The sequence below is a fragment of the Curtobacterium sp. MCSS17_015 genome (genome assembly GCF_003234265.2).
In the GTDB taxonomy this organism is placed as follows: domain Bacteria; phylum Actinomycetota; class Actinomycetes; order Actinomycetales; family Microbacteriaceae; genus Curtobacterium.
Genome location: NZ_CP126256.1, coordinates 1,967,528 through 1,985,067, shown reverse-complemented (window position 1 = coordinate 1,985,067; position 17,540 = coordinate 1,967,528). Strand labels below are relative to the sequence as shown.

The following is a 17,540-nucleotide window of genomic DNA, read 5'->3' as shown; positions in this document are numbered from 1 at the left end:
CGTGACGGAGCAGCACGACCACGGCGGCACCGGTGACGGTGCCGCCGTGGCGCGACCGACGACCGGACCCGATGCGCTGGAACTGCCGCAGGTGGGACGACCAGGAGAGGTCCGCACGGGCCTCCCGGTCCCCGGTCGGCGGTGGCGACGCGGCGAGCTGAACCGGGCCTTCCGGATCACCGGGTCCGTCGTCATCCCGACCATCCGGTTCGCGTCCGGGTACCGCTGGCACGGCCCGAACCGGCTGCCGGCGGAGGGCGCGTTCGTCCTCGCGCCGAACCACTACACGAACATCGACCCGCTCGTCGTCGGGACGACCGTGTGGCTGCACCGTCGATCGCCGCGGTTCCTCGCGAAGGCCTCGCTCTTCCGTGTGCCGGTGTTCGGCAAGCTCATGAGCGGCATGGGGCAGATCCCCGTCGAGCGCAACGGCCGGACGCGGCTGAACGACCCGCTGAAGGGCGGCAAGGGACTCGTGTCGACCGGCGGCGCGGTCATCGTCTACCCCGAGGGCACGCTCACGCGTGACCCGGACCTGTGGCCGATGCGCGGGAAGACCGGGGCGGCACGGATCGCCCTCGAGAACGACGTCCCACTCATCCCGATGGCGCATTGGGGCACACAGCGGATCATGGCGCGGTACGGCAAGAAGCTCCGCCTGTTCCCGCCGGCGAAGGTCGACATCGTCTACGGCGAGCCGCTCGACCTGTCCCGGTGGCGGGGGAAGCCCGTCGACCAGCAAGCCCTGACCGAGGTGACCGCGCTCCTCATGGACCGGATCACCGCGTTGCTCGAGGGACTCCGCGGCGAGCAGGCGCCCGCCGAGCGCTGGGACCCGGCCGCCAACAAGCAGAAGGAGACCGGCAGGTTTGAGTGACGCAGCCGACCGGACCAGTGCGCCCGGCCTCCGCCCGCGCGACGACCACCCGGACCCCTCCGTCGCCGCCCGCGGCGCCGTCGACACGGCCGCGATCCGCGTCGTCATGCAGTCGACCGACAAGCCACGGGTCGCCGTGATCGGTGCCGGCAGCTGGGGGACCACGTTCGCGAAGGTCCTCGCCGAGGGTGGAGCCGAGACCGTGCTCTGGGCGCGTCGGCCCGAGGTCGCGCGGGAGATCACCGAGACGAAGCGGAACTCGGAGTACCTGCCCGGCATCAACCTGCCGCGGACCCTGACGGCGTCGACGTCGCTGGCATCGGTGCTGTCCGGTGCCGAGCAGGTCTACGTGTCGGTGCCGTCGCAGACGCTGCGCTCGAACCTCGCCGCCATCCGTGCGCTCCTGCCGGTGGACGTGCCCGTCGTGAGCCTCATGAAGGGCGTCGAGAAGGCGACCGGCCTGCGGATGAGCGAGGTGCTCCTCGACGGCCTCGGCATCGACCAGGACCGCATCGCCGTCGCCAGCGGGCCGAACCTGGCGCTCGAGATCGCCCGCCGGCAGCCGACCGCGGCCGTGGTCTCGTCGTCGAGCGCCGACACCGCGACCGCCGTCGCCGCCGTCGCCACGAACCCCTACTTCCGATCCTTCATCAACACCGACGTCATCGGCACCGAGTTCGGCGGCGTGCTGAAGAACCTCATCGCGGTCGCCATCGGCATCGTCGACGGGGTCGGGTACGGCGAGAACACGAAGGCCTCGATCATCACGCGCGGCCTCGCCGAGATGACCGAGTTCGCGGTGTCACTCGGCGCGCAGCCGTCGACGCTGTCCGGTCTCGCCGGACTCGGCGACCTCATCGCCACGTGCCAGTCGCCGCTGTCGCGCAACAACACCGCCGGGCGGCTGCTCGGCCAGGGGTACCGCTTCGACGAGGTCGTCCGGCAGATGAACCAGACGGCGGAGGGCCTGGCCTCGGTGGCGCCGATCCTCGAGCTCGCCCGCGCCAACGGTGTCGACATGCCCATCGTCGGGCAGGTCGGCGAGGTGCTCGCCGGTAGGCTCGATCCGCGCAACATCGCGCCGCACCTCACGGAGACCGACGAGCCCCAGGGCGAGTGACCGGTCCCGGTACCCACCGCTTGGAGCGTCCATGAGCAGCACCGCGCCCGCATCCGCACCCACCGATCGCCCCGCACCGGCACGCACCACCGTCGCCGTGCTCTTCGGTGGACGCTCGAGCGAGCACGAGATCAGCTGCGTCACCGCCGGCGGCATCATGGACGTCGTCGACCGCGACCGCTACGACCTCCTGCCGGTGGGCATCACGAAGGACGGCGCGTTCACGCTCCAGGCGGACGACCCGTCCGCCTGGGCGCTGCGCGGCCAGGAGCTGCCGACGGTCCCCGACAACGGCACCCGCGTCCGCTTCCCCGTCTCCGGCGGCTCCCGCGAGCTGTTCGTCGAACTCGCCGATGGTTCGGTCGAGTCCCTCGGCGACGTCGACGTGGTGTTCCCGATCCTGCACGGCCCGTTCGGCGAGGACGGCACCATCCAGGGCCTCCTCGAGACCGCGGGGCTGCCGTACGTCGGCGACGGCGTGCTCGCCAGCGCGCTGGCCATGGACAAGCACGTCGCGAAGGCGGTGCTCGAGCACGCCGGCCTCCGGGTCGCCCCCTGGACGACGGTGCTCCGTCGGCAGTGGCAGGCCGATCCCGTCGACGTCGCCGAGACGGTCGCCGCGCACGGCTTCCCGCTGTTCGTGAAGCCGGCACGCGCCGGGTCGAGCATGGGCGTCTCCCGCGTCGACGAGCCCGCGCAGCTCGGCGCCGCGATGGACCTGGCGTTCGAACACGACGGCAAGGTCATCGTCGAACCGCGGGTCATCGGCCGCGAGGTCGAGGTCGCCGTGCTCGAGGGCCGCGACGGGACACCGCGCACGAGCCTCCCCGGCGAGATCGTCGTGGCGGAGGACGGCTTCTACGACTTCGCCGCCAAGTACCTGGGTGGTGACGAGCAGCTGCTCTGCCCGGCACCGCTCACCGAGGCCGAGACCGACGAGATCCGCTCCGTCGGTGCGCGGGCCTTCGAGGCGATCGGCGGCGCCGGCCTCGCCCGTGTGGACTGCTTCCTGACCGACGACGGCTTCGTCGTCAACGAGGTCAACACGATGCCCGGGTTCACGCCGTTCTCGATGTACCCGCGGTGCTGGGCCGCGTCGGGCCTGCCGTACCCGGAGCTCGTCGCGGAGCTCATCGAGCTGGGACGTACAGCGGTGCGCTGACGGACGCCGCGCGGTCCGTGGGCGCACGTCCGTCACTGGTGGCGCTGGGGCGAGTCCCCGGCTCGGCGTCAGTCGACGTCCTGTGGGTCGAGGCACCGGTGGCCGTCCTGCGGCAGCCGTGACACCGCGTCCCCGAGGTCCTGCAACGCGTCACTCGTCGCCCGCGTGGTGTCGATGACGACCTGGACCGCGGGGGAGCGGCCGAACGTCGTGTAGACGACCTGCTGCCCGCGGTCGTCCCGGATCCAGTCGACCGACCCCTGCGAGAAGCACGGCAGGTCAGAGACGGTGGGCACGGCGACACCGCAGTGGTAGAGCACTGCCGAGGGCGACCCCCATGCCGCCGTGGACTGCGCCGAGGTCTCGCGGAGCGCGAGTGTGTCGTTGACGACGGCGGGCAGGCGGACCTGGGCGCTCGCGCACGCAGCCGCGTTCGCCGACGGGGCGGGCTGCATCCGGACCGCGTTGGTGCACCCGGTCAGACCCGCCACGACGGCGGCCGCAGCGAGCACGGTCGCGATGATGCGGGGTGGTCGGCGCGCGGTGTCCATCGGCGTCCAGGCTACCGTTCTCGTGTGGACGCGACGCACGACGAGCACGAGCACGAGCACGAGCACGAGCACCGCGTGGACGGTGGAGTCCCCGAGGCCGGTGCGCCCACGGTCGGGGAACTCGGCGAACTCGCGGTGCTCGAGCGCGTCACCGGGCGCCTGCCCGCCGGCTCCCCGCTGTTGGGGCCCGGGGACGACTGTGCCGTCGTCGCCGCCCCCGACGGTCGTTTCGTCGTGACGACCGACATGATGGTGCACGGCCCGGACTTCCGGTGGGCGTGGTCCTCGCCCGAGGACGTCGGGTGGAAGGCCGCCGTGACGAACCTGTCGGACGTCGCCGCGATGGGCGCTGTGCCCTCGGGGCTCGTCGTGGCGATCGCCGCACCGCGCGAGACGCCGGTCGCGGTGCTCGAGGGGGTGGCCGACGGTCTCCGTCTCGCGGTCGACGCCCTCGCTCCGGGGTGCGGCGTCGTCGGTGGCGACCTCTCCACGTCGGCGACGTTCTCGCTGACCGTCACCGCGTTCGGTGACCTCGACGGCCGCGCACCCGTCGTCCGGTCCGGCGCGCAGGTCGGTGACGTCCTCGCCGTGTCCGGCGAACTCGGTCCGGCGGCTCGTGGCCTGGCGCGGTTGTTCCGCGACGGCGTCGACCCGTCGGGCGAGCCCGACGCCGAGCGGGTGCGGGAGAGCGGGGCGGACGCCGACCCGGACGTCGCGCGCCAACGTCGCCCGGTCCCGCCGATCGCCGACGGTCCGCTGGCTGCTGCCGCCGGTGCGACCGCCATGCTCGACCTCTCCGACGGGCTGGCGATCGACGCAGGGCGGCTCGCCCGGGCGAGCGGGGTGACCCTCGAGATCGACGGCGACGCCGCCGCCACGGCGGACGGGGCACCACTCGACGCGGTCGCGTTGCACGGCGGCGAGGACCACGGACTGTTGGCCACGTTCCCGGCCGACGCGCGCCTCCCGGGCGGGTTCCGCCGCATCGGCGTGGTGCGCGACCGGTGGTCGGACGGCTCGGGGGACCTCGGCCGCACGTCCGTCGACCTCGTGCGCGGCGGTGTCCCCGTGTCGACCACCGGGTGGGACCCGTACGCCGACTGGGACGGCGCTGCCGGATGAGGTGCGCGGCAGCCGGAACGACCGGGTGATGACCGGAACGACCGGCTGCTGACCGGAGGACCGGCTGCTGACCTGAGGGCCGTCGCGACCCGTCGGCCCGGCGTCCGTCACACGGTGTCCGGTCCGCGGCGCCCGTCCGGTGGCGTCCGGTCCGGGCGTCCCGCGCCTCAGACGGCGTCGGCGACGGCCTCCCACGCCACCGTGTCGCCCCAGGAGCGCTTGCTGAACCGCGTCAGCCCGGCGGGCCAGGTGGGCTCCGGGGACCGGGTGCCGCGCTCGACGACCACGACGGCGTCGGGCGTGAGGCGGGACACGAGGGCGTCGAGGACGTCGGTGATCTCGGACTCGGCGACCTCGTACGGCGGGTCGATGAACACGAGGTCGAACGTCTTGGCCGTGCTGCGCAGGTAGCCCAGCGCGGGCTGCGCGTGCACGTCGATGCGGACCCCGGGAGCGCGCTTCTGCACCGCGCGGGCGTTCTCGCGGCAGGCGGCTGCGGCCGGGGCGGCACGGTCCACCAGGGACACCTCGACCGCGCCCCGCGAGGCGGCTTCGAGCCCGAGTGCCCCGGTCCCTGCGTACAGGTCGGCCACCGAGGTGTCGTCGATCAGCCCGCGCGACTCGAGCGACGAGAAGAGCGCTTCGCGCACACGGTCGCTCGTCGGCCGGGTGCCGGACTTCGGCACCCGGAGCGTCGTGGAGCCGGCTGCGCCGGCGATGATGCGGGTCATGCAGCCACCGTAGCGGGCCGGGGCACCGTCACCGGAGTCGTCCACAGGCGCACGGGAGGCCCGTGACGGGTCGGTCGTGCCGGGTACCGTTGCCGTGTGGCCACCTCCAGCACCGATGCCGCTCCGACGCCCTCCGACACGCCTGCCGACGGCACGACGCCCCCGGTCGGCACGGACCCGGTGCAGTGGGGTCCGGCGCCGCTCGACGTGCGGTTGGCGAACGTCCTCGGCGGTCGGACGGCCAAGGCGATCGAGAAGGCCTTCGGACACCGCACGGTCGGTGAGTTCCTCGAGCACGCCCCGCGTCGGTACGCCGAACGCGGGGCACTGACCGCGCTGGACTCACTCGCGATCGGGGAGCCCGTCACGATCGTCGCCGAGGTGGTCGAGGTCCGCGAGCGCACCATGCGGGCGCGGCGCGGTTCCATCCTCGAGGCCAAGATCGGCGACGGCACGGGCCTGCTGACCCTGACCTTCTTCAACCAGGGCTGGCGGACGAAGGACCTCGTGCCGGGCGCCAGGGGGATCTTCGCCGGCAAGGTCGGTGACTACCGAGGAGCCCGCCAGCTCGCGCACCCGGACTACGAGCTGTTCGACCGTGACGACCCGCGGGCCACCGCGAACCCCGGCTCGGACGAGGCGATCCGGTGGTCCCGCCAGCCCATCCCGATCTACCCGGCCACGGCCTCGCTGTCGTCCTGGCAGATCGCGAAGGCCATGGGGGTCGTCCTCGACACCCTGCCGGACGTCCCGGACCCGATCCCGGCGTCCGTGCGGACCCGGCTCGACCTCGTGCCGTTCCGCCGCGCGCTCGAACTGCTCCACCGACCGGACAAGGTCTCCGACTTCAAGCGGGCACAGGACGCCCTGCGCTACCGCGAGGCGTTCGTCCTGCAGACCGCACTGGTGCAGCGCCGGATGGCGGCCCGCGCGACGGCGTCCGTGGCGCGGACGGCCTCACCAGGAGGGATCCTCGAACGCTTCGACGCCAGCCTCCCGTTCACCCTGACGGACGACCAGCGAGCCGTCGGGGCCGAGATCGCCCACGACATGGCGGGCACGTGGCCGATGCACCGGCTCGTGCAGGGCGAGGTCGGTTCCGGCAAGACCCTCGTCGCCATCCGGGCGATGCTCACCGTGGCGGAGTCGGGCGGACAATCCGCGCTGATCGCCCCGACCGAGGTCCTGGCGGCGCAGCACCTGCGCTCGATCGTGAAGTTCCTCGGGCCCGACCTGGCCGCCGAACTCCGCCCGGTGATCCTCACCGGCTCACAGTCCACCGACGAGCGGCGGCGTGCGCTCCTCGCCGCGGCCTCCGGCGGCTCCCGCCTCGTCGTCGGCACGCACGCGCTGCTCGGCGACCGGGTGGACTTCGCCGAACTCGGCCTGGTGGTCGTGGACGAGCAGCACCGTTTCGGCGTCGAGCAGCGCGAGGCCCTGCGGACGAAGGGGGCGACACCCCCGCACGTCCTGGTGCTCACCGCGACGCCGATCCCGCGAACGGTCGCCATGACGGTGTTCGGCGACCTCGACGTGTCGACGATCCAGGGCATGCCGTCCGGCCGCGCCGGGGTCGAGACCTTCACGGTCGGACTGGCCGAGCACCCGGGGTGGGAGCACCGCATCTGGACCCGGATGGCCGAGGAGCTGTCCGCCGGCCGTCAGGCGTTCGTGGTCTGCCCCGCGATCGACGACACCCACGGCGAGGACGACGGCACGCCCGGTCCTGCCGCCGACGGCACCGAGACCGAGGGCGCGCCGGCCCGGAAGCCGGCGACCGTCCTCGCGACCGCCGAACGGATGCGGACGATGCCCGTGCTGGAGGGTCGACGGATCGAGGTCCTGCACGGGCGCATGACCGCGGAGGAGAAGGACCGCGTGATGACGTCCTTCGCCGACGGCGTGGTCGACGTGCTCGTCGCCACGACGGTGATCGAGGTCGGCGTCGACGTGCCGAACGCCTCGATGATGGCGGTGCTCGACGCGGACCGGTTCGGGGTGTCGCAGCTGCACCAGCTCCGCGGGCGCATCGGCCGCGGACAGTACGCCGGCGTCTGCCTGCTCGTCACCTCCGCCGAGGCCGAGACGGTGTCACGCGAGCGCGTGGACGCCGTCGCCGCGTCCGACGACGGCTTCGAACTGGCCCGGGTCGACCTCGAGCTCCGGCGCGAGGGGGACGTGCTCGGCGAGCGGCAGTCCGGCGGCCGGTCCTCGCTCACCCTGCTGCGGGTCGTGCAGCACGCCGACCTCATCGTCGACGCACGTGCTGAGGCCGAGCGCGTCCTCGAGCACGACCCGGACCTGAGCGGCAGCCCGGCCCTCCGCGACGCCCTCGCGCGTCGCCTCGACGAGTCCGACGCGGCCTTCCTCGGCAAGAACTGACCAGCACCCGGCCGGTATCGTCGCCGGCATGACGAAGATCGCCGTGGTGCCCGGTTCGTTCGACCCCGTGACCCTGGGGCACCTCGACGTGATCACGCGCGCGGCGGAGCTGTTCGACGAGGTCCACGTGCTGGTCGTGCACAACCCCGAGAAGACGGGGGCACTGTTCGACGCCGGCGACCGCGTCCGGCTCATCGAGGCCTCGCTCGCCGAGCTCGGCGTCCCGGGACGGATCGTCGTGGGTGAGTGGACCGCGGGGCTCCTCGTCGACTACTGCCGGCAGGTCGGGTCGACGATCCTGGTGAAGGGCGTCCGGTCGGGCGAGGACGTCGCGTACGAGACGCCGATGGCGATCATGAACCGGCACCTGGCCGGGGTCGAGACGGTCTTCCTCCTGCCGGACGCTGCCCGTGCGCACGTGTCGAGCTCGCTCATCCGGCAGGTCTCGTCGCTGGGGGGCGACGTGACGCCGTACGTGACCGATGCGGTGGCCAGGGCGCTCGCCGGACGGGGCTGACCTCCGGCAGCGGACCGACACCGGTCCGCGACACGCGTCGGGTGCTCGACTCGTCGGCCCGGGCGCGCTAGGCTGGTTGATCGTGTCTTCCTCCGTGAACAGCCCCTACGCCCTGCGTGTGCGTGACCTCGCGCACCGGCCGGGCGACATGCGCGAGGTGTCGCTCGACATCACGGTGCCGAGCACCCTCGGTGCCGGTCTCATCGCCGTGCGCGAGGGCGACCAGATGCACCTCGACGTCAAGCTCGAGGGCCTGCACAAGGGTGTGCTCGTCTCGGGCACCGCCCGGGCCGAGGCGACGGGGGAGTGCTCGCGCTGCCTCATCGACATCAGTGAACTCGTCGAGGTCGAATTCGCGGAACTGTTCGCGTATGATGCCTCGGAGGAATTCGACTACCAGGTTCACGACGACCACGTGGATTGTGAACCGGTCGTCCGAGACGCGGTGGTGCTGTCGCTGCCGTTCCAGCCGGTCTGCCGACCGGATTGCCCAGGACTCGACCCGGAGACGGGTGAGCGTCTGGCGGACGTCGGCGAACGACCGACGACGTCGGCCACCGACCCCCGGTGGGCTGCGCTCAGCGGGATCCAGTTCGACGACAGCACCCCGCACCAGACCACCGTGGACGAGGAGCGGACGCAGGCCGACCAGGCCGAGTGACCGCCACCATCCACGACTGACCACCGACCAAGCGAAAGAGAACCACCATGGCCGTCCCAAAGCGCAAGCAGTCCCGTGCGAACACGCACGCCCGTCGATCGCAGTGGAAGGCCGCACCGGTCCAGCTCGTGAAGACGATCGAGAACGGCAAGGTCACCTACAGCCTCCCGCACCGCGCGAAGGTCGTCGAGGACTCGGCCGGCACGCCCCTGTACATGGAGTACAAGGGCCGCAAGGTCGCCGACGTCTGATCGGACTCCTCCCATGACTGCGACGTCCGGCGCCGCGGGGTCCCGCCCCGTGGGGCCGGACGTCGTTCGTCTGCGCGAACTCCTCGATGTCCCGGTGGACCCGGAGCTCCTGCAGCTCGCCCTCACCCACCGCTCGTACGCGTACGAGCACGGCGGGATCCGGCACAACGAGCGGCTCGAGTTCCTCGGCGACTCCATCCTCGGGCAGGCCGTCACGGTCAAGCTCTTCCGCGACTACCCGGAACTCGACGAGGGTGAGCTCGCCAAGCGCCGCGCGAGCCTCGTCTCGACGGTCGCCCTCGCCGAGATCGGCCGGCACATCGGGCTCGGTGCGTACCTGCGTCTGGGCAAGGGTGAAGAGCAGACCGGTGGTCGCGACAAGTCCTCGATCCTCGCGGACACCGTCGAGGCCGTGATCGGTGCGACCTACCTGTCGGCCGGGGCCGACGCCGCCACCGACCTGGTGCTGCGACTCGTCGCACCGCTGCTGGTCGACCCCGCCCGGTTCGGCGCCGCCATGGACCCGAAGACGAGCCTGCAGGAACTCGCGTCCGCGCTCGCCCTCGGCAACCCGGCGTACCGGATCACCGAAGAGGGCCCGGACCACGACAAGACCTTCCACGCGACGGTCGTGCTGCAGGGCGAGGACGTCGCCACCGGCACCGGTACGAGCAAGAAGACCGCGGAGATGTCCGCAGCGCTGGACGCCTGGACGCGACTGTCCGGACGCACCACCGAGGGCTGACCGGGTGCCCGAACTCCCCGAGGTCGAGGTCGTCCGTGCCGGCCTCGAACCCGCCGTCACCGGCGCCCGGGTCCTCGGCGTCCAGGTGCTCGACGAACGGGCGCTGACCCGACACGACGGCCCGGGCGAGGACTTCGCCTCCCGCCTGACCGGGCGGACCATCGCCGCCGCCGTCCGGCGTGGCAAGTTCATGTGGTTCCCGCTGGACCCGGACGCCGAGCGCCCCGAGGCCCTCGTGGCCCACCTCGGCATGAGCGGCCAGATCCTGCTCGGGCGCGACCGGCCCGCGGCCCGTCACCGTCGCATCGTGCTGGACGTGCAGCCGCAGGGCACGGACCGCGACGGTGCCGCGGAGGTCCCCGTGCAGCTGGAGTTCGTCGACCAGCGCACCTTCGGGTCGATGGCGATCGACCGGATGCTGCCGACGGTCGACGGCGCTCCCGCCGGCGTCGCCGGCGCGGTGGACACCCTCGACCCGGACGCCTCCTGGCGTCGGCGGATCCCGTTCCAGGTCTCGCACATCGCGCGGGACCCGCTCGACCCCGCGTTCGACGACGAGCGCTTCATCGCGGCGGCGCGGAAGCGCGCCAGCGGCATCAAGCGCGTGCTGCTCGACCAGGGCGTCATCAGCGGGATCGGGAACATCTACGCTGACGAGTCGCTGTGGGCGGCGCGTCTGCACTTCGACCGACCGGCGGACCGGCTGCCCCGGGCGACGCTCCACCTGCTCCTCGACGAGGTCCGGGCGGTGCTCCGCCGTGCGCTGGAGGACGGTGGGACGAGCTTCGACGCGCAGTACGTCAACGTCAACGGGCAGTCCGGGTACTTCTCGCAGCGCCTGGCCGTGTACGGGCGGCAGGGTGAACCGTGTCCGCGGTGCGGCACGCCGATCGTGCGCGAGCCCTGGATGAACCGGTCGAGCCACCGCTGCCCCGTGTGCCAGCCCGCTCCGCGGCAGCGCAGGCGTTAGCCTGACGCCAGCCGAGCACCCGGAGACCACATGTACCTGAAGAGCCTGACCCTCAAGGGGTTCAAGTCCTTCGCGCAGCCGACGACGTTCGCGTTCGAACCCGGCGTCACGTGCATCGTCGGTCCGAACGGCTCCGGCAAGTCGAACGTCGTCGACGCCCTGGCCTGGGTGATGGGGGAGCAGGGCGCGAAGACCCTCCGCGGCGGCAAGATGGAGGACGTCATCTTCGCCGGCACCGCCACCCGCGGCCCGCTCGGTCGCGCGCAGGTGACGCTGACGATCGACAACTCCGACGGCCTGCTGCCGATCGAGTACGCCGAGGTGACGATCTCCCGCACGCTGTTCCGCAACGGCGGCAGCGAGTACGCCATCAACGGCGAGAACTGCCGACTGCTCGACGTCCAGGAGCTGCTGAGCGACACGGGCCTCGGCCGTGAGATGCACGTCATCGTCGGTCAGGGGCAGCTGGACAAGGTCCTGCACGCAACCCCGGAGGACCGTCGCGGCTTCATCGAGGAGGCCGCGGGCATCCTCAAGCACCGTCGCCGCAAGGAGAAGACGCTCCGCAAGCTCGACGCGATGCAGACCAACCTGACGCGTCTGTCCGACCTGGCTGGGGAGATCCGGCGTCAGCTGAAGCCGCTGGGCCGCCAGGCAGAGGTCGCCCGCAAGGCGCAGTCCGTCGCCGCGGTGGCCCGTGACGCGAAGGCCCGCCTGCTCGCCGACGACGTCGTGCGTCTGCGCCGGGAACTGCGCGACCACCTCGAGGTCGAGACGGGTCGGAAGTCAGAGCGGATCGTCCTGCAGGAGCGTCTCGAGCAGACCAGGCAGCGGCAGCAGCAGGTCGAGCAGAGCATGGTCGGCGATGACGTCGACCGGGCGCGCACCGTCGTGCACCGCCTCGAGAGCGTGCAGGAGCGCTTGCGCAGCCTGTCGATGCTCGCGAACCAGCGCCTCATGTTCCTGGCGCAGCAGGCCGAGGCCCCGCAGCAGGGCCCCACGATCACGCCCGAGCGGGTGGCCGGCGCGCGGGCCGAGGCCGACCGCCTCGACGACCGCGCCCGCGAGATGCAGGGCGGCACGACCGCCGTCGGCGAACGGGTGCAGGCCGCCCGTGCCGCGCTCGACGCCCTCGACGAGCAGATCGCGGCCCAGGCCGCCCTGGTCGCGCAGCACGACCTCGAGGGCCAGCGGCTCGCCGGTGCGGTGGAGGTGGCCCGGTCGAGGCGCTCGTCCGCCTCGGCGGACCGGGAACGCCGAGAGCGCGCCCTGGCCGAGGCGGTCGCCCGTGCCGAGCAGGCCGCGTCGGCGCTCGAGGACCTCGGACGTGACCCGGCGCTCGACACCGACGAGGCCGCCCTGGCGGCGACGCTGGCCGCTGCCACGGGGCAGCTCGACCAGGCCCAGACGGACCGGGACACGCACCGCGACCGGCTGCACACGCTCGAGCGGGAACGCGACGCCCTGGACGCCCGCATCGCCGCGCTCGCCCTGTCGATCGACGTCCGCGACGGTTCGCAGGCGCTCATCGACGCGGGCCACGCCGGCGTCGTCGGTCGACTGGCGGACCGTCTCACCGTCACGTCGGGCTTCGAGGCCGCCGTCGCGGCGGCACTCGACGGCCTCGCCGACGCCGTGCTCGCGGCGGACCGGGCGGTCGCACTCGACGCGGTCGAGCACGCGCGGACGGCCGACCTCGGCCGCATCGACGTGGTGGTCGCCGACGTCACCGGGAGAGGTTCCCGACTCCCCGCCGTCCTGCCGGCGTCCGTCCGCCGCGCGCTCGACCTGGTCGACGGCCCGCCCGCACTCACCGCGATCCTGTCCGACACGCTCGTGGCGGACACCGACCACGTCGACCTGGAGGCGGTGCTCGCGGCTGCCCCGGAGGCGACCGTCGTGACGCGGTCCGGTGACCTCGTCCGCGCTGCCCGGGTGACCGGCGGCGGGGAGCGCACGACGTCCCGCATCGAGCTCGTCGCCGACCGTGATGCGGCTGCGACCCGACGGGAGACCGTCGTGACCGAGGCGGAGGACGCGGCCACGCGCCTCCAGGCCGCCAGGGCCGCGGCCGAGGCGGCCCGACGGGCGGTGGACGAGGCGGACCGGGCTGCTCGCGCGCACGCCCGTGCGACCGCGGAGTACGACCGGACGAGCGCTTCCGCGCGTGCCCGGGCCGAGAACACCGCGGCCGAGGTCGAACGCCTGCGCGCTGCCCTGGCCGAGACGGACGGGGCGACGGCGACCACCGAGGCGGCGCTGGCGGAGGCGGAGGCGGCACTCGGGGCGTTCTCGGATCGGCCGAAGCCGGTCGTCGATGCGTCGGCCCGCCCGGCGGCGCAGGAGGCCGTCGACGCCGCGCGAGCCGCGGAGATCGAACACCGCATCCAGGTCGAGACCGCCAGGGAGCGTGCCCGGGCCGAGCGGCGTCGCGCCGACCAGCTCGAGCGGCAGCTGGAGGCGGAGCGGGCGGCGGCCGAGGAAGCGGCACGGTCGGCCGTCATCCGCCGAGGGCAGATCGCGTCCGCCGAGGGGGTGCTCGCCGACCTGCCGGTCGTGCTGGCCGCCGTCGACCGGTCGCTGGCCGAGGCGCGCGTGCAGCTCGCGACCGAGGAGTCCGAGCGCTCGAGACGCAACACGGAGCTCCAGACCATCCGGAACGAGGAGCGTGAACTCCGCGACCGGTTGCAGACCATCACCGACGGCGTGCACTCGCTCGAGATGGAGATCTACGAGAAGCGTCTGCACGTGTCGGGGGTCCTCGACCGGGCGCAGAGCGAACTCGGACTCGGCGAGGCGGTGCTCGTCGCCGAGTACGGCCCCGACGTCCCGGTGCCGGTCGACGTGCTCGTCGACCCCCGGGTGCTCGCGCGCCGCCACCGGGAGGCGGCACGAGCGGCCGCTGAGGCGGGCCGCGTCACGGACGCCGTCACGGATCCGGATGCCCCGGCGGACGCGCAGCCCGAGACCGACGGGGACTCGGACGGGTCCGCCGGGACCGCCGTGGACGTGGGGGACGACACCGACGTCCCGCTCGTCGACGCCGAGTCGACCCTGCCCGGCGGTCCCGCCCTGCCCGAGTTCGAAGCGCCCGACGTCGATCCCGCCAGCGTCCCGACCACGCCGTACGTCCGAGCCGAACAGGAGCGCCGCCTCGCCGACGCCGAACGCGACCTCGGGCGGCTCGGCAAGGTGAACCCGCTGGCGCTCGAGGAGTTCCAGGCGCTCGAGCAGCGGCACGCGTTCCTCTCGGAGCAGCTCGACGACCTGCAGCGGACCCGGACCGACCTCCTGACGATCATCGAGGAGCTCGACGGCAAGATGCAGACGATCTTCGCCTCGGCGTTCGAGGACACGCAGGCGGCGTTCGACGTCGTGTTCCCGATCCTGTTCCCGGGCGGCTCGGGGTCCATCGCGCTGACGAACCCCGACGACCTGCTCACCACCGGCATCGACGTGCAGGTGAAGCCGGCGGGCAAGAAGATCGACCGGCTGACCCTGCTGTCCGGCGGTGAGCGGTCCCTGGCTGCCGTGGCCCTGCTCGTGGCGATCTTCACCGCGCGGCCGAGCCCGTTCTACATCATGGACGAGGTCGAGGCGGCGCTCGACGACGCCAACCTCGGCCGGCTGCTGACCGTGTTCGGCCGACTGCGCGAATCGTCGCAGCTCATCGTCATCACGCACCAGAAACGGACGATGGAGATCGCGGACGCGCTCTACGGGGTGTCGATGCGGCAGGACGGCGTCTCGGCGGTCGTCGGGCAGCGGGTGCAGCGGCCCGAGCCGGCTGCGGACCCGACGGCTGAACCCGCGGTGGCGTAGCGGCCGGTCGCGACCGCACCCGGACGCGACGGGAGGCCCGGTACCAGCTGGTACCGGGCCTCCCGTCGTGATGCGTGGGGACGCTTACTTCGCGTCCGCCTGGACCTCTGACGGCTTCTCGCCCGTCGGGGTGAGTCCGCGCTCCTGCCGGCGCTTCGACACGACCAGGCTGGCCACCGTCGCGACGGTGATCGTCAGCAGGATGAACCCGAGCGAGAACCAGATCGGGATCTCCGGCGCCCACTCGACGTGCTCACCGCCGTTGATGAACGGGACCTCGTTGACGTGCAGTGCGTGGAAGACGAGCTTCACCCCGATGAAGCCGAGGATGACGGCCAGCCCCTGACCCAGGTAGATGAGTCGTTCGAGCAGTCCGGCGATGAGGAAGTACAGCTGGCGCAGACCGAGCAGCGAGAACGCGTTCGCGGTGAACACGATGAAGGCGTCCTGCGTGAGGCCGAAGATCGCGGGGATCGAGTCGAGCGCGAACAGCACGTCCGTCAGGCCGATGGAGACCATGACGAGCAGCATCGGGGTGAAGAGGCGCTTGCCGTTCACCCGCGTGGTCATGCGGTCGCCGTCGTAGTGCTCCGAGGTCGGGATGATGCGGCGGAGCAGGCGGATGAGCTTCGAGTCGCCCTCTTCCGCGCCGTGCTCGTCACCACCACGTGCCTGCGACCAGGCGAGCCAGAACAGCAGGAGCCCGAACAGGTAGAAGACCCACGAGAAGTTCTCGATGATCGTGACGCCGAGGGCGATGAAGATGCCTCGGGCGATGAGGGCGATCGCGACGCCGACCAGCAGGACCTTCTGCTGGTACTCCTTCGGCACCGCGAAGGTCGTCATGATGATGAGGAAGACGAAGAGGTTGTCGACGGACAACGCCTTCTCCGTCAGCCAGCCGGCGAAGTACTCGCCACCGGCCTGTCCGCCGCCGAACACCCAGACGCCGACACCGAACAGGATCGCGAGGGCGATGTAGACGACCGACCAGAAGGCCGATTCACGGATGTGCGGCACGTGCGGGGTGCGCACGTGCGAGAAGAAGTCGAACACGAGCAGGGCGAGGATGCCGGCGATCGTGATGAGCCATACGTACAGGGGAACGTCCACTGGAGTCTCCAGGTCAGGGGCGTACCGCACCGTCAGTCGACGGATCCCGCCACACCGCGAGGTGGACGGAAAACGGGTACGCCAGAGCCTGAAGGTCTCTTCCGCCGCGGTCCCGTCCGGTGCTGCTGATCGGGGCCGCGACCGACGCCCCGGGTCCGGGTCGTTCCGGGCCGTACTGACGGGGTCGCCGAGAGGGAATACTCCCCTTCGCGACTCCGACTCTAGCGAAGGTCCCGCCCACTCGGTCACCCGTAAGCTGGGAACATGGCGAGTAGTTGGTCACTGTCCTCCCGGCTCCGGGGTCTCTTCCAGCGGAAGACCATCGACGAGACGACGTGGGAGGACCTCGAGACCGCGCTGATCGGCGCTGACTTCGGGCCCGACATCTCCGAGGAGATCATCGAGGACCTCCGTGCCCGCGTCGCCCGGTACGACACGACGGACCCCGCCGACCTCAACCGCATGCTGCGCGAGGTGCTCGAGGAGCGGCTGTCGAAGCTCGACACGACCCTGAAGCTCAGCAACCGTCCGGCGGTCGTCCTCGTCGTCGGCGTGAACGGCGTCGGCAAGACCACCACCATCGGCAAGTTCGCCAAGTTCCTCCGCACCTACGACCGCACCGTCCTGGTCGGCGCGGCGGACACGTTCCGCGCGGCAGCGGTGGAGCAGGTCGCGACCTGGGCCCAGCGCGCCGGCGTCGACGTGGTCCGTCCCGCCCAGCCCGGACAGGACCCGGCGTCGGTCGCGTACCAGACCGTCGAACGGGCCATGCGCGAGGGCACCGAGATCGTCGTCATCGACACCGCCGGCCGACTCCACACCAAGGCCGGGCTGATGGACGAGCTCGGCAAGATCAAGCGCGTCGTCGAGAAGCAGACCGAGATCGCCGAGGTCCTGCTCGTGCTCGATGCGACGACCGGGCAGAACGGACTCGCGCAGGCGCAGGCGTTCATCGAGGGAGCCGGAGTCACCGGACTCGTCATCACGAAGCTCGACGGCTCCGCCAAGGCCGGCTTCGTGCTCAGCGTGCAGGAGAAGACCGGCATCCCGATCAAGCTCATCGGGCAGGGCGAGGGCATCAACGACCTCACCGGGTTCACGCCGCACGTCTTCGTCCAGAACCTCGTCGGGTGACCGCTGGTCGGAGGTCCACGCAGGCGGGCCAGACCGCACCGACGACATGCGACGAACCGGGTCGGCGGGCATGAGCGCCGCCCGACGTGTACCGTCCCGGGCGACCCTGATCGACCGGGAGAGGACCCCACCATGCCCGCACTGCTCATCATCGCCATCATCGTCGGGATCGTCCTGCTCGTGACCGGCATCGTCAGCGCCGCGCTCAAGGCGCTGCTCTTCATCGGCATCGTGCTCATCGTGCTCGCCGTCGTCGGTTGGATCCTCCGCCGCGTGCGCGGCGGTGGTTCGGGAGTCTGACGACCGGACCGGACGACGAACGGGAGGCCCGTCACCAGTTGGTGGCGGGCCTCCCGTTCGTCGTCATGGCGGCCAGACCTCC

Annotated in this window: 16 protein-coding genes; 13 read left to right on the top strand and 3 right to left on the bottom strand. The window is 72.1% G+C overall.

All coding sequences use genetic code 11. The annotated features are described in order from the left end of the window. The first annotated feature begins 1 nt into the window (after position 1). From DEJ18_RS09250 to DEJ18_RS09240, 3 genes are all read left to right on the top strand, one after another. Positions 2–877, top strand: coding sequence for a lysophospholipid acyltransferase family protein (locus DEJ18_RS09250; RefSeq protein ID WP_258376958.1), 876 nt, complete (start codon positions 2–4; stop codon positions 875–877). A gap of 106 nt (positions 878–983) precedes the next feature. Next, positions 984–1,997 carry an NAD(P)H-dependent glycerol-3-phosphate dehydrogenase gene (locus DEJ18_RS09245; protein ID WP_111210873.1) on the top strand — a complete coding sequence of 338 codons (1,014 nt, stop codon included), beginning with the start codon at positions 984–986 and terminating at the stop codon, positions 1,995–1,997. A 31-nt stretch (positions 1,998–2,028) separates the two neighbouring features. Further along, a complete protein-coding gene (locus tag DEJ18_RS09240) occupies positions 2,029–3,159 on the top strand; it encodes a D-alanine--D-alanine ligase family protein (RefSeq protein WP_111210834.1) in 1,131 nt (376 codons plus the stop codon). Positions 3,160–3,227: 68 nt separating this feature from the next. On the opposite strand, the gene DEJ18_RS09235 is transcribed toward DEJ18_RS09240, so the two are convergent. Continuing rightward, on the bottom strand, positions 3,228–3,710 hold the full coding sequence (locus DEJ18_RS09235; protein ID WP_111210833.1) for a DUF3515 family protein: 483 nt from the start codon (positions 3,708–3,710) through the stop codon (positions 3,228–3,230). A gap of 75 nt (positions 3,711–3,785) precedes the next feature. On the opposite strand from DEJ18_RS09235, the gene thiL reads away from it, so the two are divergent. Beyond that, entirely contained in the window at positions 3,786–4,832 is a 1,047-nt protein-coding gene (gene thiL, locus DEJ18_RS09230; protein ID WP_111210872.1) for a thiamine-phosphate kinase, read from the top strand. 167 nt (positions 4,833–4,999) lie between these two features. Here thiL and DEJ18_RS09225 read toward each other — a convergent pair whose 3' ends face one another. Beyond that, positions 5,000–5,563: an RsmD family RNA methyltransferase gene (locus DEJ18_RS09225; RefSeq protein WP_111210871.1), complete on the bottom strand. Its 564-nt coding sequence runs from the start codon at positions 5,561–5,563 to the stop codon at positions 5,000–5,002. A 180-nt stretch (positions 5,564–5,743) separates the two neighbouring features. Here DEJ18_RS09225 and DEJ18_RS09220 point away from each other — a divergent pair, with 180 nt between their 5' ends. The 7 genes from DEJ18_RS09220 (at position 5,744) to DEJ18_RS09190 (ending at position 14,911) form a co-directional block, all read left to right on the top strand. Then, on the top strand, positions 5,744–7,945 hold the full coding sequence (locus tag DEJ18_RS09220) for an ATP-dependent DNA helicase RecG (RefSeq protein ID WP_111210870.1): 2,202 nt from the start codon (positions 5,744–5,746) through the stop codon (positions 7,943–7,945). Positions 7,946–7,973: 28 nt separating this feature from the next. Continuing rightward, a complete protein-coding gene (gene coaD / locus DEJ18_RS09215) occupies positions 7,974–8,462 on the top strand; it encodes a pantetheine-phosphate adenylyltransferase (protein WP_111210832.1) in 489 nt (162 codons plus the stop codon). 82 nt (positions 8,463–8,544) lie between these two features. Further along, positions 8,545–9,123, top strand: a complete 579-nt coding sequence (locus DEJ18_RS09210; protein ID WP_258376957.1) for a YceD family protein — start codon at positions 8,545–8,547, stop codon at positions 9,121–9,123. Between the two features lie 47 nt (positions 9,124–9,170). After that, positions 9,171–9,374 carry a 50S ribosomal protein L32 gene (rpmF, locus tag DEJ18_RS09205; protein WP_022905230.1) on the top strand — a complete coding sequence of 68 codons (204 nt, stop codon included), beginning with the start codon at positions 9,171–9,173 and terminating at the stop codon, positions 9,372–9,374. 13 nt (positions 9,375–9,387) lie between these two features. Next, positions 9,388–10,119, top strand: coding sequence for a ribonuclease III (gene rnc / locus DEJ18_RS09200; protein ID WP_111210830.1), 732 nt, complete (start codon positions 9,388–9,390; stop codon positions 10,117–10,119). 4 nt (positions 10,120–10,123) lie between these two features. After that, complete coding sequence (gene mutM / locus DEJ18_RS09195; protein ID WP_111210829.1) at positions 10,124–11,089, top strand: bifunctional DNA-formamidopyrimidine glycosylase/DNA-(apurinic or apyrimidinic site) lyase; 966 nt, start codon at positions 10,124–10,126, stop codon at positions 11,087–11,089. Between the two features lie 30 nt (positions 11,090–11,119). Beyond that, the gene (locus DEJ18_RS09190; RefSeq protein ID WP_111210828.1) at positions 11,120–14,911 is read left to right on the top strand and encodes a chromosome segregation SMC family protein; all 3,792 of its coding nucleotides are present in this window, start codon (positions 11,120–11,122) and stop codon (positions 14,909–14,911) included. A gap of 84 nt (positions 14,912–14,995) precedes the next feature. On the opposite strand, the gene DEJ18_RS09185 is transcribed toward DEJ18_RS09190, so the two are convergent. Then, positions 14,996–16,024, bottom strand: coding sequence for a TerC family protein (locus DEJ18_RS09185; protein WP_111082460.1), 1,029 nt, complete (start codon positions 16,022–16,024; stop codon positions 14,996–14,998). Between the two features lie 264 nt (positions 16,025–16,288). Here DEJ18_RS09185 and ftsY point away from each other — a divergent pair, with 264 nt between their 5' ends. Next, positions 16,289–17,158: a signal recognition particle-docking protein FtsY gene (ftsY, locus tag DEJ18_RS09180; RefSeq protein ID WP_111210827.1), complete on the top strand. Its 870-nt coding sequence runs from the start codon at positions 16,289–16,291 to the stop codon at positions 17,156–17,158. Between the two features lie 132 nt (positions 17,159–17,290). Continuing rightward, the gene (locus tag DEJ18_RS09175; RefSeq protein WP_181434222.1) at positions 17,291–17,458 is read left to right on the top strand and encodes a hypothetical protein; all 168 of its coding nucleotides are present in this window, start codon (positions 17,291–17,293) and stop codon (positions 17,456–17,458) included. Positions 17,459–17,540: the final 82 nt, after the last annotated feature.

Excerpts from the sequence above, each read along its gene's own strand:
- ftsY (WP_111210827.1), top strand. The coding sequence starts at position 16,289 with ATGGCGAGTAGTTGGTCACTGTCCTCCCGGCTCCGGGGTCTCTTCCAG.
- coaD (WP_111210832.1), top strand. The coding sequence starts at position 7,974 with ATGACGAAGATCGCCGTGGTGCCCGGTTCGTTCGACCCCGTGACCCTG.
- DEJ18_RS09245 (WP_111210873.1), top strand. The coding sequence starts at position 984 with ATGCAGTCGACCGACAAGCCACGGGTCGCCGTGATCGGTGCCGGCAGC.
- DEJ18_RS09175 (WP_181434222.1), top strand. The coding sequence starts at position 17,291 with ATGCCCGCACTGCTCATCATCGCCATCATCGTCGGGATCGTCCTGCTC.
- rpmF (WP_022905230.1), top strand. The coding sequence starts at position 9,171 with ATGGCCGTCCCAAAGCGCAAGCAGTCCCGTGCGAACACGCACGCCCGT.
- DEJ18_RS09240 (WP_111210834.1), top strand. The coding sequence starts at position 2,029 with ATGAGCAGCACCGCGCCCGCATCCGCACCCACCGATCGCCCCGCACCG.
- DEJ18_RS09190 (WP_111210828.1), top strand. The coding sequence starts at position 11,120 with ATGTACCTGAAGAGCCTGACCCTCAAGGGGTTCAAGTCCTTCGCGCAG.
- DEJ18_RS09225 (WP_111210871.1), bottom strand. The coding sequence starts at position 5,563 with ATGACCCGCATCATCGCCGGCGCAGCCGGCTCCACGACGCTCCGGGTG.
- DEJ18_RS09235 (WP_111210833.1), bottom strand. The coding sequence starts at position 3,710 with ATGGACACCGCGCGCCGACCACCCCGCATCATCGCGACCGTGCTCGCT.
- rnc (WP_111210830.1), top strand. The coding sequence starts at position 9,388 with ATGACTGCGACGTCCGGCGCCGCGGGGTCCCGCCCCGTGGGGCCGGAC.